Raw genomic sequence first — 15110 nt, 5'->3', positions numbered from 1 at the left:
CGGATGGCCATCCTATGACTTTTTACATTTTATTTTACCATAGAAAAGCAAGGCTTGAAGCATCTTTTTTGAATCTTTCATGATTTTCTAGTGAATCTATTATACATTTGATCCAATTAAAATCGGCTGAATTTGTCTATGCTGGAGCGCCTCTTCCACTGTTTGAGAAAGAAGGTCCATATTCGCTACCATGGATGTCGGTTTTTTGAATGGATCATCTTGACCAAATGGAATAAAGAAAATGTTCTTTGTCGACATCAGCCTCATGAGATTTGTACCATTTAAGCCTAAAGCATCGTTTGTCGAGATACCTAACACGACAGGACGATGATTTCGAATGGTTGCTTTGGCAGCCATTAAAACAGGACTGTCTGTCATCGCATTTGCAAATTTCGCCATCGAGTTTCCTGTTAAAGGCGCAATGACCATACAATCAAGTGGAAGCTTAGGTCCGAGCGGCTCTGCTTTGACGATTGAGTCAATTGCTTGAAATCCCGTCAGCTTCTCGATCCGCTCAATCCAGTCGGCTCCTTCTCCGAATCTCGTATTCGTGCTTTGCACCGTGTACGACACCACAGGACGCACCTCTGCCCCTTCTTTCACAAGTGCTTCGATTTGCGGAAAAACGGCCTCATACGTGCAGTGGGAACCTGTTAATCCAAAGCCGATTCTTTTTCCTTTTAATGTTGTCATGATTTCATCCCCCTTTTTTCCTCCGCAAGTTCACATAAAAGCCCGGAAAGCACTTTTGCGATGATCTGCCCTGCTGTTTTTGGTGCCACAATCCCTGGGAGACCTGGTGCAAGAAGCGCCTTTACTCCGTGCTTTTGCGCAAAGTCAAAGTCTGTTCCGCCTGGGCGGGAGGCGATATCTAAAATCAGTGTCTTTGGTGTCATGCTGACAATAACCGATGAATCTAATACAAGGCTTGGAATGGTATTGATGATAATATCAACGCCTGCGACTTCTTCTTTTAACTGGTCCATTGAAAATGGATCGAGTCCCATTTCAAAGGCTCGCGCTAAATGAGCTGTATCTGCAGCACCTACTTTCACGTCCGCACCTAGTGCCCGGAATGTGCGGGCAATGGTGAGCCCTGTTCTTCCAAGCCCCAGGACGGCCACATGTGATCCATGAATCGTATAATCCGTTTGCTGAATGGCCATCATGATAATCCCTTCAACTGTTGGAATAGAGTTATATATGGCAATATCATCGCGCTCAAACAGCTTCACAAGCTTCCGGTTCACCTGCTTTGCCAGATTGTCTAAGTACGTATTAGAAATACCTGAGTACAAGGTACAATGTGCAGGGGTTCTTTCTAAATATTCTGCTTCCAGCACGACCTGCTCATTTGAGAACACCGTGGCGACGACGCCTTCATCTGTTGCACCTGATACCGGCAGAATCATGCTGTCTACCTGTTCAAAAGGAAGTTCTGACATTTTTAGTTTTTCAGCACCGATAAACCCATGATCCAGCTGATCAAATCCGACCAAAAATACTTTGGCATGCTGCTGTGACAGCTTGCGAATGATTTCAAGCTGCCTTGCATCTCCCCCGATCACCGCAACCGTTAAACCGCTCAACATACTGACCGTTCACCTTCTTTATTTAAAAAAGTCTGTAATATTTTCTGAATCTCCCTTTCAGCATATGAGGGGAGGATTCAGCCTGTGAACAAATCGGGAAGAGAAAAGAAAAAGAGCACCCCTTTTATGATGGGTGCTCTTTTTCCCGGTGTGGCTGAAGTTCTTCAGGCACATCGAGAATGATCATATCTGATCCTATTTTTTGAATGTGATTCCACGGAACGCGGATGTCATTTCCTTGTTTTCGCAAGCCAAACCACTTGACGGAAGGTATGATGAGTGCTGTAATCTGACCGTCCTGTTCATTTATTTCAAGGTCGGTTTGTCCCAGCACGCCAAGCCGCTCCGCTCTTTTGATATCGACAATCTCTTTTCCTGACAGCTCACTTAGCCTCAAAACCGCATCACTTCCCTTCCATAATATATATGCAGGAGGACAAGGGAATAGACCGGATGCATTTAATGAACAGATGGCAGAGGAAGACGTGCAGACTTGATATAGTGATCATGCCATAATTCCAAATTGTAGAGCATCCAAACTTTTTGGTCTGCTCCATTTTTATTTTTCTGATTCGGGTCATTTCTTAAGAATTGTTCAAGCGGCTTTCTTTGAAACAATTCAGTTGCAAAGCTTTGTTGATCAAGAAGCTTCTCTTCAACTTCTCCCATCCTTTTGCTCATCCAATGATACACAGGAACTGGAAAGCCCATTTTCCTTCTATATAATATACGCTTATCTACCGTTTGCTCCATTGTCTTTTTTAACATATATTTCGGAATATCTTGGACCTCGCTCGTTTTGAGACTCGATTGAAAAAATGCTTGCAGCCTGCTAGCGAATCCCTTGTAAGGAAGTTTATATTGAAAAGGCATGTCATTGACAAATTGGATGATTCGATGATCAAGAAACGGAACACGCGCTTCAAGCCCATGTGACATTGACATGATATCAAGCCGATCTAGCAGATTCGGTAAATGGATCTGCTGAAATAAATAAAGCAGTTTGTTTTCGTACGACTCTCCCTCCATTTTTTCAAAGCACTGCGCGATAAATTGATCCATGTGCGAATTGGAAGAATCGAATGAGGCAGCGTGATGACCTAAAAGCTGCTCTTTTTCTCCTTCAGTAAACCACGCATACCTTCTTTTGTAATGATCCATTTCATCTTCAAGGTGAATATATTGATGCAATTGCTGCTGAAAGGATGAATCAAATAATAATCTTGAAAGCATTGGTGACAACTTTCGGCTTTTTTGAAGCAACAGGATTTTCCGCCAATCTGCGGGACTTCTAAATACGCGCCCATACCCTGCAAACAATTCATCTGCTCCCTCGCCACATAAAACAACCGTCACATGCTTTTTTGCTTCCTGTGACATACGGTAAAAAGCGACTTCATGAGGAATGGAAAGGGGGTGATCTCTACGCTTCACAACTTCAGGCAATAAGCGAAAGTACTCTTCTTCACTCATTCGATGGGAGTGGAGCTTAACGTTGTATTGGTCTGCTGCTAACTTCGCATAGCTTTCTTCAGAAAAGCCTTCTTCTTCAAAACTGGTCGAAAAACAATGAATATTCTCGTTCGCATATTTGGACATGAAAGCAACAATAGAAGTCGAATCCACCCCTCCGCTCAAAAAAGCACCAACTGGCACATCTGACATCATCTGTTTTTGTACAGAATCTTGAAGTAATTCAAATAAGACTTTTTGATAATAACGTTCCCCTCGATCGATCCTATCCGACGGGAGAGGATATACCCAGTAGGCCTCTTTTGTTATTCCTGTTTCATCCATTTTCAAGCAGACACCTGGAGGTAATTTTTGAATTCCTTGAAAGAAGGTTTGTTCACCGATCGAATAACGGAATGATAAATAACTAATGACAGCCTCAGGCTGAACGGCAGTTTTTATATCAGGATGCTGAAGAAGTGACTTCATTTCTGATCCAAAAACCAGCCCACCCCGGCATTCAGAAAAATAAAGCGGCTTAATCCCAGACCGATCTCTAAATAAATAAAACACTTGCTTCTTTTGATCCCATATAGCAGCAGAAAACATTCCATTTAATTGCTCAATAAATGAAATTCCGTATTCTTCATAGCCATGAACAAGTACTTCTGTATCTGTCTGCGTACGAAACGTATGACCTTTATTCCATAAGTCTTGTCTCAATTCTTGAAAATTATAAATCTCTCCATTTAAAATCACAAAAATAGAATCGTCTTCATTCGTTATTGGCTGCGGGCCAGAATGAATATCAATAATTGAAAGCCGCGTATGAACCAAACCAACTGATTCATCTTGATACACACCACTATCATCAGGTCCACGCACAGCAAGCGCGTTTTTCATATTCAGTAAGATGTGAGGGTCAAGTGGCGCTTGGTTAAAATGACAATAACCTGCAATGCCGCACATAGACATGTCTCCCTTCCATCAATTGTCTGACTGCTGAATTGTCATTGCGAAAATATGCATAAAAGGATTATCTTGAAAGCGGATTTCATCAAAAACTACTGTATGTGATAACAAAAGAGAATCCAGCCATAGCCTTGATGTTAAATGACGATTGATACCCGCTACCGTATGAATATAATCAAATGCATATGCAGTTCGATCATTAAATGCAGGTTCATGTTCAATGACATCGGTTAAGGAAAGCCGAGTTTCATACACAACTTTCCCCTCTCGTAAAAATGAAATATTTTCGTATAAATTGCCATTGGAAGAACAGCCAATGACATGAAGTGCTTCTGCTTCCAAGAGCGGAAGGTGAATAGATTGACCCTCTAATTCAATATTGTCACCTTGATCTTTATAAATGAATTGAAAAGGGATACCTTCGACAAGAGGATGCTGCAGGTTCATGACTAACTCAGCCGGTAAAGAGGCTCCGCCAATAGTTAATTGGCCTTTGTCATATTCATTTTGATACGTGATGCCTCTATTATTCACATAATCATCAAGAGAGATGGTTTGATAGGTCTTCATTTTGAATCACCTCTTTTAGTTGTGAGAGCAGGCTTGTTTCAATTTCTAATGTTTTCTGAAACCGGTTTGACGTCCGTTCAATCATGCTGCGGGGGTTCTTGCTGAGACCTACTCTAGCCGTGAAATTGGCGAGCACTGTCCAGCTTTGATATGCATCTTCAAAGGCTTGTATTAGAGGCTGTAAATGTTCATTTTCATAAGAGGATAAGAAGGTCACCATATGTTTTCTCGAGTTGGCTACATCCTTTAACCCTTCAAAATAGACATTATCTAATAGGTTTCCATTTTCGTTGTCTTTTATACTATCAATATAATCTCTTTCAATGATTGAAATAGCTTTTAAGCCTGTGATGGCGCCAGGCAATTCAAAATGGGGAGGTGCTCCTTCTAAAATGGCAGTATGCTCTTTTAAAATCGTCAGCACATCTGGTTCTTGCTGGTGATCCACATGTTTAATCCATTTATATCGATTTTCAGTTCGAGGCGTATGATCATATATAGAGCGGGCAGCTTTCATCAAATGGTCTTTACTTAAGGTGCCATGATATGAATATGCGTGATCACTGACCACCACATCATCACCCTTTACCTCAAGTACCTCTAATGTGTGATACCCATGCTCCCTTTCATAAAATGGGCAGTATGGCAATTCAAAAATATCCAGTGAAACAGACACAGTCCCGTTGCTCGGATGCTGTTTGAACACCCTGTTGATATACAGATCTACTTCCTCTTCAGGATAAAAAATTTCTTCTAAATGGATGCCATTATGGTGAAAAATATCCTCACGGAAATGCTTAAAGGAACCCATAAGAACAAATCCTTGGTCTTGTGATCTATACACAATGCCAGCTTGCCTCCAAATCCTGTCGATTTCAATCCCTTTTCTAAGAAGCATGGCAGCAATCGTTAATTGAGAGCAGTTCAAATAATTGTTCCGAAAGATAGGCGTTACAATAGTCAAATGTATCTCCTCCCTTTTTTCTTGCCATCATACCCAGCGGTTTTTTAATGGGATAATGCCAAGCTCTTTTTTTGCGATCACTTCTTTTAATACATCTTCAGACGGCGGATGGAATTTAGCTGCTTTGACATCTCGGCTAAGACGTTCCAAAAAAGACCCTTGCTGTAATGAAGCAAAACCCTCTACCTGAGAGGCCAGCTGCACAATTTCTTCTGCAGCCTGCGCGACGAAATGTTTTGTAATAAGCGTCTTTGTATACAACTCACTTGTGTAATGATTTTGTGCTTTTTCTTTATCTGCTTGCTGAGCACAGGACATGAGCTGAGAGTGTGCAACATCTAACTTGATTTTCATATCCGCGATACGAAATTGTTGACCCGGTAAAAAAGCTGTCTTCTTTTTGGAAATTCGGTCTTTTTTTTGATAAGCCATACCGAGGGCATGTTCATATGCTGCTTTTGCAATGCCGTAATAAACGGCTGTAACAGCTAAACGAAACCAATAGATCAAATTTTCAGTATCTTCTATTGCGTACCCTTCTCGCCCGATGAGATGATCATCGGGTATAAAGACTTGATCAAAATGAATGTGATGACTCATGGATGCTCTCATTCCAGAATAATTCCATGACTCCTCAATTTCGGCCCCCTCACTCGGTAACGTCATTAAAAGTGCGGTCATTCCGTATTGAGAAGTGCACGATGAAGGTGCATATTGACAATAAATGGGCAAATACTTAATGCGCGGTGCACCGGTTACAGTAAATTTTGTTCCACTCACTATATATCCGCCAGATGTTTTTTCTGCTGTAATGGTTGGGATTCCTTCCATTTGCTTTCGTTGATAAATAAAAATCACATTCGGGTCGCTAACAGATGCAATTAACTCTCCTGAACGGCGGATATCATTAAAAACGGAGGACTGTTGCTCACTTGACAGCACTTCAGAAAAGGCGCCAAGTGAATAGTAATGCATCGCCATAATTAACCCTGTCGATGCACAGCCTTTCGCTATTTGTGACAAGAGGGTCACAGTTTCTTCAAAACCATACCCAAGACCCCCATCTTGTTTCGGCATATTGGCGACATGTAAACCACATGCAATAAGTTCGTCAAGGTTTTGATGTGGGAATTGAAATTCAGTATCATGCTGCCTGGCTCTTTCAGAGAAATGGAGAACGAGATGATCGATCGTTTCTTGACGAAGCTCAGTCAGTTTCACATTCAACCCTCCTTTGTTTAAAAAACGGCATGTTCTGTTTTAATAAGAGATCTTCTGGGTGACCTCTATCTCGAATAATATAATCGTCTCCTTCAAATAAAAGCAGCTCTAGCGGAGAAGAATGGCCTAAAAATAAGGTAGGACTGTAACAAAGTCCATATGCGCCTGATTTCTCTATACAAAGTAGATCACCTGGTTCACCTTGAGGGAGTTCTACCTGCCTACCAATTAAGTCTTCCGGGGTGCAAAGTGGACCTACAATCGTTTGTTTCACTACGTCCACAGGTTGATTGGAATGCTTGATGAGCCGCATTGGATAATTATTGCGCAGCAGCCTGCCTCTAAATGTCATCGCTTGATGATGATGCATTCCACCATCTGCAATTAAGAATGGTTCCCCTTTTGAATTTTTCACATATTGAATGGCTGTTAAGTAAACACCACATTCCGCTAAAAGGAAACGTCCCATTTCGATAATAAACCTTGGGAAATCTAGCTCAGATTCATACGCCTGAATCATTTCAGCTACATCTTGAAATAGCCTTTCAGCATGGAGGGGTGTCTCATGCTGAAAATATGGAATCCCAAATCCTCCGCCTAAATCAACCATCTGGCATGTTAACCCGTATTCATTCTTGATTCGAACAGCTGTGTTGAGCGTATATTCAAACGATGATAATAGCGACGTTTCATCAAGAACTTGAGTTCCCAAATACATATGAATGCCTTTAAACAACAGCGTGTCTTCATACGCCTGAAAAAGATCAAATACTTCTCCAAGTTTCGATTCATCTATCCCAAATGGACTTGGAACACCGCCCATTTTTATTTTTGCCCTTGACTCAATTGATTCAGGATTGATACGAATTCCTACTGATACTTGCTTTCCTTGCTGTTTTGCAGACTCCGCGATATAGGTTAGTTCTTCCTTTGATTCTGCGATAATGCAGTATATTTGATGCTGAATGGCTGTATCTATTTCTTCTTTTCGTTTACCAGGTCCAGAAAAAATGATGTGTTGCGGAGAATATCCGGCTTTTACAGCCATTAAAAGCTCGCCTACAGAAGCAACTTCTATCCCTGCCCCAAAAGACCGTAACAATGAAGCAATCGAAAGATTACCATTAGCTTTAAATGAAAAGAACACCTCTGCTGATTGATGGAGCCATGACATAATGCGATCATAATGATCTTTTAATTCATCCCCATCGTACACATACATCGGCGTCCCATAACGATTCGCTTTCTCTACGAGCGTCATGTCATTTTTAGGCAAATTCTCTCCTCCTTTCTCAAGAAAATTCCATATCATCAAAAATGGCCATCATATGGTCCTGCTTGTCCTTCTTCATATGGTAAAACAAGATAAATAATCGATAGTGCCACATATCGTCAGCTCTCGTCTTACCAAATGTATAAATAAAAAAGCCACCATCTTCTCCTGGGTTGAGTGCTTTCGTGATCTCTGTTAAAACCTCTTCAAATGGCAGGTCAGCGCTGCTTGAGAATTTTTTAAAGCGGCTCTCGATATATTCATTCGCTGAAAAAAAACGGCAAATGATTGAGAGTAAATACGTAACCTGCGTGAACCGAGCATTTATTTCAATAATCGGTATGAGCTGTTCATTTTCATCAATAATTGAATCGACTCCAACCACACCTCTATATCCTTCTTCATAAAGAAGCTCTATGACGCGATGCATACTTTCTTCGTATTCACGTTTTTTGTCCATTTCATAAACAGGAACAAAATCGGTCCCTAAATAAATGCCGTCTTCATTGATTTTCTGCTCTGTAATTGACAGTAAATGTGACTCTTTATCCTGAATAAGCAACTGGGCATTTAATGATCGTTTAATCGGATGCCACCCCTCTAATAGCAGGTCTGTTTGGATCTTTCTTCTTTCGATAAAGGTGAGAAGCTGCATGAATTCTCGTTCGTTTTTTAAAATACGAAGCCCCTTCCCAGATGATCCATAAGGTATTTTAAGTACCATTTTCGAGAAGTTCTTCGCCTTTAATTCTTCATACGTCCGTTTTAACTCATCCGCATGATGACAGATAGCACCGCAAGTGACTTTAAATTGATGTTTTTCTGCCCATCTTCTAGTGAAAATTTTATGATTTAACCGCTTAACAAGTTTTGGATCTGATCCATATATCCTTCTATTTTCAATAAATGCTTCTTGTTCAAGTGATTCATCAAAAAGATAAGGTACAATGAAGCCCTTTTGGTTGAAAGCCTCCTCTTTTTGAACCATATGTGGCAGCTGGATACCTCGTTTTTTCAAATAGCTTAAAAAAGCCGCGTCAGGCTGATGGTGAAAAATGACATGATGATCCTTAGATGCAATCAAAAGCAGCTGTTGTTCTTGCTGAAGGACCAGTTCATTTTGTACATGGTCTGTCATCACAGGTAAAGCTTTTGTTTGGTCCCAGCTTTGTTCTTGATTCATATTCCCAAACCATATAACGTCGCTTCTTCCCATAAAATCAAATAGCGCTGCCGGATCTTTCATCACATTACTCCTTATGAACAGAATGCTTTTTAATATCTAATGACCGGTTTATATGAAAGAATCGTTTGCGAATCGGCTGATCCCAAGTATGAACGACATCATTTGCATCTAACACTTCGGATAAATACGTAAGCGATTCTGGTTGAAGTGCATCCATGACAAGATCTGAAATGGTATGTGGAAAGACTTCATTTACATAATGCAAAGCGAAATAGACCATCTTTTCAAATCCATATGTTTTCGTTCGATTGACAAATAGATCTACATCAACAAGGTCTTCCCTCATAAACATTCCATATATATCAAGCAGTTTATAAAGAAGTAAGTCTTTCATTGCTTCGACTTCATTTAAATAAATGGCCTCTTTGTAAAAATGAATACATAAGAAAAGCAGCATATCTTCTTCTTTTAATGACCATACAAGGTGTTGATCAACGGATGTTTGAATTCGTCTAGACAGCATTTCTTGGACAATTGAATCCGTCCGGTTTCCTGTCATGAGGTCAACTGAAAATTGAACATCTATTTTATGACAATCAATAAAGCGGCATTCTGGTGTAGGTTTCATATAGGTGTAGGTTTGATGTGAGTTCATGATGAGGTAAAGAATGTCTTTTCGTTTCGCAGGTGTGACTGTCTCGTTTTCATAGTCCCAAGAACCTTGAATATACCCTAGTTCTTTTAACACATGTCCCGTTTCCTGCAGTTGATCCTGCGAGATAAAGAGATCGTTATCTCCAAATAAGCGAAGCCCTACATCGCCATACGCCCACTCGCCAATCACACTTCCTTTTACAATGGCATACTCAATTCCTTTTTGATCAAGCGCTTGGAATAACTGATCGTTTAACGAGATATTGTCTCGTGCTGTTTCCAACTGACCCTTGTACATAATCTCTAAAGACTTTAAAAAATAAGTCGCTTTAAAATCTTTTCTTAAATGAATGGCATATCGTTTAATATTTTTCCATGCAATACCTGCTGTCCGGTGAACATGTAACATTCCGAGAATAACATTCCAGTCTTGTTGCTTATAGAGAAGCTCCTGCATCTCTTGAATCTGATGATCTTTTAAAAAAGGGGTGGATAAGATCAGGGCTGTGTGTTCTTCTTGAGTGAGATTACTTTGCAACATAGGTCCCCTCCTTTATACGAAGCATGTCTTCAGGCCAATTGTTTCGATTTCGACCGTACGTTTGTAAAAATACTTGAACCCATCGATCGATACCAAATGCGGCACAGCCAGAATAAAGGGGCATACCATCTTCTCCTTTGATCTGGAACCTGTCACAAAGCATCTCTCCACAGTCATTAAAAGAAGCGATCGATACATCTTTCTTTTCTGTGACCGCCACTAATTCATATTTGCTATTAGCCATTAATTGATAATTTGCTTTATCCATATCATCATAAAAGAAAAAGGGATCATTTGCTGTCGTCACCTTTCCACTAAGGCCAAGTTGATGAAAGCATTGCCATGTGTTTTCAAGAAGTGCTTTTCTTGTTTCATTGATATATTCGTTATCACCAATAAACACAATTTCACGCATACTAAACTCTAGCTTCCTTAGTGGATCAACTTTCCAAGAAATTTCATGTCTAAAGCATTGACCCGAAGCCGTCATGATTTGATTTTCTGAATACGTTTTTCCTTCCCATTCTTCGTAACAGTGATAACAAATACACGGCTGTAAAAAGCGGCCTGCCTGCTGAAAGTGTTCTGGAAGAAAGCCTTGATGTTTCTCTCGAATATCATCAATGATTTGATAATCATGAGGAATTTCAAAAACCGAATAAATATTTTGCGGAAAATTCGTATGATATTTACATTTCTCCATTAACTCTTTACTGATCGTAGAAGGATATCGTCTTTGTTTCGCTCCTAGTGAAGCCCCTATGTTTAAAAACAATTGGTCAAAGTAGTGTGAGAGTTCCATTTCAATTTCATCATAGAAGGTTCTCTTTTGGTCATCCCCACTTAGTTTCGAATGAACAGGCCCACTGGTTAAATGAATATTTGATTTCATTTCTTTTTCACGAAACCTCCGTAATTGAGCCACGTTCGACGATAACTCAAAAAACGCAGTTGATATTGCATCCATATCCCCCTTTTGATCGACTGTGACTTCAATGACAGACTCCTCTTCGCGAAGGGCAACGTGCAGAATGTGGGCAGAGAGAAATGACACCCTTTCCATAAAATCCGGAATCATTGTATCTTCTAGTGTGTCTGGTAAAGGCAGTTGAAGGTTCCTCAACTAAATACCCCCCTTTTCATTGATTACGTGTGGTGATTCGAACGTTTGTAAAGCTTTGTGAAGATAGTCATCAATAGGCTCTTTTAAATGAACATCACATAGCTCAATCGCTGAGGGGTGACTATCTTGAACGGCTATGCCCCACTTCGACTTCTTCAACAGCAGCCTGTCATTATGACCATTTCCAAACGCAATCACACGACTTAAATCACTTTCCCCAAAATAATCTAATAAATGGCGCTCTAGCATATCTGCCTTACAAATTCCTTTCGGAGAAATCACTTGAGCATTTAAAAACTGGGCATCTGCTACATCACAAAGACAATCTCTTAATTTATGGGCGATCTCTATTTTTTCTTTTGGTAAAATAAATAATTTTGTCACACGGTCAAAGCTGAATTCTTTCTTATGACCAACTTCTATCTTTTCTCGCGGAAATGTGTAAAGCATGCAGTATTTCAACTTAGCGCTTTTACTTGATGCCACGTGTTTCCCATTTGATTCCATGACAAATTCAGCTTTTCCATCAAGTAATGAGAAGATTTGTTTGCATAAAGCCGAATCTAAATATTGTTTGACGTCAAACGTTTTCTGTTGATGATGGCAAACGACATTTCCATCATTCAGCAAAACATGAGGATGAAATAAAGCAAGTAGCGATGGATCTAAGTTCAGAGAAAAGAAAGAATCATAGGTTCTACCTGTCACAATTATTGGAATAATGCCTCTTTGGCGCAGCATGTTCACTGCGCCATGGACATCACCAATGAGTTGACCTCGATCGTCAATTAATGTTCCATCCAAATCAAAAGCGGCAAATTTTATCTCACGAAGGTTTCGTCCCGCTTCCACTTATTACACCTTTTTCAGCTCAGCATTTGCTACATAATCATTGAACAGACGCAATGATTCTGAATCTACTTGTCCAATTGGAGGGCTTTTAAATAAGAATGGGCATACGTCATGAATGACACCACTATGATTTACGTCTTTAGCTGCTTTTGCTACACGCATCGCATTCGCAATTACTCCAGCTGAATTCGGACTATCTTCTACTTGCAAGCGGATTTCAAGTGAAATCTCAGAATCTAAAACTGAATTTCCCTCTAATCGAAGAAAGCAGACTTTATGATCTCCTAGATAGCTAACATATCCATTTGGACCTGCTGCGACTTCACTGGCATCAATACCAGAGGCGAACAATGCTTTTCGCTTCGATTTTTGTTTACTCGTTGATCTCATTGGATTGGCAAGGTTTAAAAAGTCTGTGTTGCCTCCGACATTCAATTGGTACGTATTGGTGATATCAATCCCGCGGGATTTCAATAGCTCAATTAACGCGGTATGCAATGTCGTTGCACCTAGATGACTTCTTAAGTCGTCTCCAAGGAGCGGGGTACCTGAGTCTTCAAACATTTTGACAAATTCAGGATCATTTGCCACTGGTTCTGGTGTCGCATTAATAAAGGCAGTATGTGAATGTGCACACGCCTCTGCATACACACGAACAGCTTCAAATGAACCGGTCGGTAAGAAGCAGACAAGCACATCTGCCTGAACGTCCTTCAGTCTTTGCACCACGTCATTTGTGCTCATTTTCAGTGAATCTTCATGCGGCTTAATACAGTTGGACAAATCTCCTTCAAGCCCATCACATAAAGGACCTGCTTCAACCGGCACTTGAAGAAAAGGAACATCTATATGTTTGACCGCAGCCGTTGGTTTAGTAAAGATCGCCTCTGATAGATCCTTTCCTACTTTATTTTGATCCACTTCAAAAGCTGCAATAAATTCCACGTCAGATAACTGATATCCTCCAATGACTTCATGCATGACACCAGAGAGCGTATCCATTTCCCCCTTTGCCATTTCAACAAATTGAACGATACTTGAAGCACATGAACCCACTCCTGCAATTGCTACACGAACTTTTGTCATTTTCATAACCCCTTTTTTTAAAATTTATAGAGCCAATTTGCGCTTTTGACGAGATTGAAAAATGCACCATTCTTGATAACCCAATGTCTTCAACGTATTTTTCACTTCTTGCCAATCATCTGCCACGCGAGCTGGCTCATGTGCATCAGAGCCAAATGTGACATCAACACCATAAAACCTGGCACGTTCTAATAGATCAATTGATGGATACCACCCTCCGCAGTCTTTTGTTTTACCAGAGGTATTCACTTCAATGACAGAGCCACTCTCCGCCATCACTTTAAACGCATCATCGACAGCTTCTGTTTTGATATGAGCAATCTCTGGATAACATCCTTTTAAGGCGTCAATATGACCTAAAATATCAAACATACGACTCTTTGCGGACATTTGAATCAGCTGGTAATACACTTCTTTTTCAATGATGGCTTGTTGCTCTGTCATACGTTCCCATCGCTTTCGGTTAAATAGGTCATATCCATTACTGACATGGACAGAACCGATGATATAATCAAATGGATAATGTCGATACACGTCTCGATAGAGGGTCTCGTGCTCAGGAAAATAGTCAGATTCAACACCTAATAGCACGTGAATTTTCCCTTGATATTCTCTTTTCAAGTGGAGGACTTCCTCTACATATGAATGAAATTCACTTTTAGCCATCGCCACCCATGGTTTAAAGTGATCGACCTCTTCACCAAAAAATGGTGAATGATCCGATATTCCAATAAACTCTAGACCTAATTTGACCGCCTCATCTATATATTCTCTTATATGACCTTCCGCATGACCGCAGCGATGATGGTGTGTGTGCAGATCAAATTTCATGAGATTTTTGCTCCTCTACATGGCTGTATAGCCCCCGTCAACCATTAAATTTTCTCCTGTAATAAAGCTCGCTTCATCTGAAAGAAGGAAAATGACAGCCGATGCGATCTCCTCTGGATCAGCAGTTCGTTTCAACATGTGCATTCCTCCAATATCAGGGTGCTGATTCGCTTGTTCTCTTGTCAGACCAAGTTCTTCTAAATGAAACCGTTCGTTATTTTTATTCCATACTGTACCTGGATTCACTGCATTTACACGAATCCCTACATCAGCCAAATCCATTGCCATACATCGAGTCATATTCGCAACGGCTGCTTTCGTTGCGTTATATGTTAAATATTTCGGCTGGGCAATGTGACCTGAAATTGATGCTATATTGACAATGGACCCTTTCCCTATTTTCTCCATGTAGGGTGCAGTGTGTTTGACGCAAAGAGCTTGTCCCATAATATTCAAATCCATGATACGCCGCCATTCTTCAACAGTTGCTTCAAGACCTCGCATAATAAAAACCGCTGCACAATTAACGAGCATGTCAATTTGATTAAAATGATTGACTGTTTTTTCTACCATTGAAACGATTGCCTCTTCATCTGCAATATCAGCCTCGATAAACAACACATCATACCCTTTTGCTTTGAGCAGGCTTTCTGCTTCTTTCCCGTATTCTACATGGTGATCAGCTATGACGACTTGTGCGCCTTCTTGTGCCGCACGTTCTGCGACCGCATAGCCAATTCCTTGTGCTCCACCTGTGACAATGACCGTCTTTTCTTTCATACCTCGCATGTAG

The 15110-nt window shown here is 40.5% G+C and carries 15 protein-coding genes; all 15 read right to left on the bottom strand.

From position 1 onward, the window contains the following. Positions 1-99: 99 nt before the first annotated feature. Entirely contained in the window at positions 100-693 is a 594-nt protein-coding gene (gene dpaB / locus IEE86_RS00905) for a dipicolinate synthase subunit B (RefSeq protein WP_191095518.1), read from the bottom strand. Next, positions 690-1592, bottom strand: coding sequence for a dipicolinic acid synthetase subunit A (gene dpaA, locus IEE86_RS00900; protein WP_191095517.1), 903 nt, complete (start codon positions 1590-1592; stop codon positions 690-692). The genes dpaB and dpaA overlap by 4 nt, the downstream gene beginning before the upstream one ends. Before the next feature lie 124 nt (positions 1593-1716). Further along, positions 1717-1989, bottom strand: coding sequence for a YlmC/YmxH family sporulation protein (locus IEE86_RS00895; protein WP_191095516.1), 273 nt, complete (start codon positions 1987-1989; stop codon positions 1717-1719). A gap of 62 nt (positions 1990-2051) precedes the next feature. Beyond that, entirely contained in the window at positions 2052-4019 is a 1968-nt protein-coding gene (asnB, locus tag IEE86_RS00890; RefSeq protein ID WP_191095515.1) for an asparagine synthase (glutamine-hydrolyzing), read from the bottom strand. 12 nt (positions 4020-4031) lie between these two features. Further along, positions 4032-4586: a hypothetical protein gene (locus tag IEE86_RS00885; RefSeq protein WP_191095514.1), complete on the bottom strand. Its 555-nt coding sequence runs from the start codon at positions 4584-4586 to the stop codon at positions 4032-4034. After that, positions 4558-5550: a hypothetical protein gene (locus IEE86_RS00880; protein ID WP_191095513.1), complete on the bottom strand. Its 993-nt coding sequence runs from the start codon at positions 5548-5550 to the stop codon at positions 4558-4560. Before IEE86_RS00880 ends, IEE86_RS00885 begins: the two co-directional genes overlap by 29 nt. Positions 5551-5577: 27 nt before the next feature. Then, positions 5578-6771: an acyl-CoA dehydrogenase family protein gene (locus tag IEE86_RS00875; protein ID WP_191095512.1), complete on the bottom strand. Its 1194-nt coding sequence runs from the start codon at positions 6769-6771 to the stop codon at positions 5578-5580. Further along, entirely contained in the window at positions 6758-8047 is a 1290-nt protein-coding gene (locus IEE86_RS00870) for a type III PLP-dependent enzyme (protein WP_191095511.1), read from the bottom strand. The genes IEE86_RS00875 and IEE86_RS00870 overlap by 14 nt, the downstream gene beginning before the upstream one ends. Positions 8048-8063: 16 nt before the next feature. Then, positions 8064-9290 carry an ATP-grasp domain-containing protein gene (locus IEE86_RS00865; protein WP_191095510.1) on the bottom strand — a complete coding sequence of 409 codons (1227 nt, stop codon included), beginning with the start codon at positions 9288-9290 and terminating at the stop codon, positions 8064-8066. A gap of 4 nt (positions 9291-9294) precedes the next feature. Then, entirely contained in the window at positions 9295-10425 is a 1131-nt protein-coding gene (locus IEE86_RS00860) for a nucleotidyltransferase family protein (RefSeq protein ID WP_191095509.1), read from the bottom strand. Continuing rightward, positions 10412-11548 (bottom strand): aminoacyl--tRNA ligase-related protein, encoded by a 1137-nt coding sequence (locus IEE86_RS00855; protein ID WP_191095508.1) that lies wholly within the window; start codon positions 11546-11548, stop codon positions 10412-10414. The genes IEE86_RS00860 and IEE86_RS00855 overlap by 14 nt, the downstream gene beginning before the upstream one ends. Continuing rightward, a complete protein-coding gene (locus IEE86_RS00850) occupies positions 11549-12400 on the bottom strand; it encodes an HAD hydrolase family protein (RefSeq protein ID WP_191095507.1) in 852 nt (283 codons plus the stop codon). A gap of 3 nt (positions 12401-12403) precedes the next feature. After that, positions 12404-13486 (bottom strand): inositol-3-phosphate synthase, encoded by a 1083-nt coding sequence (locus IEE86_RS00845; RefSeq protein WP_224740722.1) that lies wholly within the window; start codon positions 13484-13486, stop codon positions 12404-12406. 24 nt (positions 13487-13510) lie between these two features. Further along, positions 13511-14317 (bottom strand): histidinol-phosphatase, encoded by an 807-nt coding sequence (locus tag IEE86_RS00840; protein ID WP_191095505.1) that lies wholly within the window; start codon positions 14315-14317, stop codon positions 13511-13513. Positions 14318-14332: 15 nt separating this feature from the next. Then, positions 14333-15106 carry an SDR family NAD(P)-dependent oxidoreductase gene (locus tag IEE86_RS00835; protein WP_191095504.1) on the bottom strand — a complete coding sequence of 258 codons (774 nt, stop codon included), beginning with the start codon at positions 15104-15106 and terminating at the stop codon, positions 14333-14335. Positions 15107-15110: the final 4 nt, after the last annotated feature.

Source organism: Bacillus crepusculi (genome assembly GCF_014764715.1).
Lineage (GTDB): Bacteria > Bacillota > Bacilli > Bacillales > Bacillaceae > Bacillus.
This window is presented reverse-complemented; position numbering and strand designations above follow the sequence as displayed.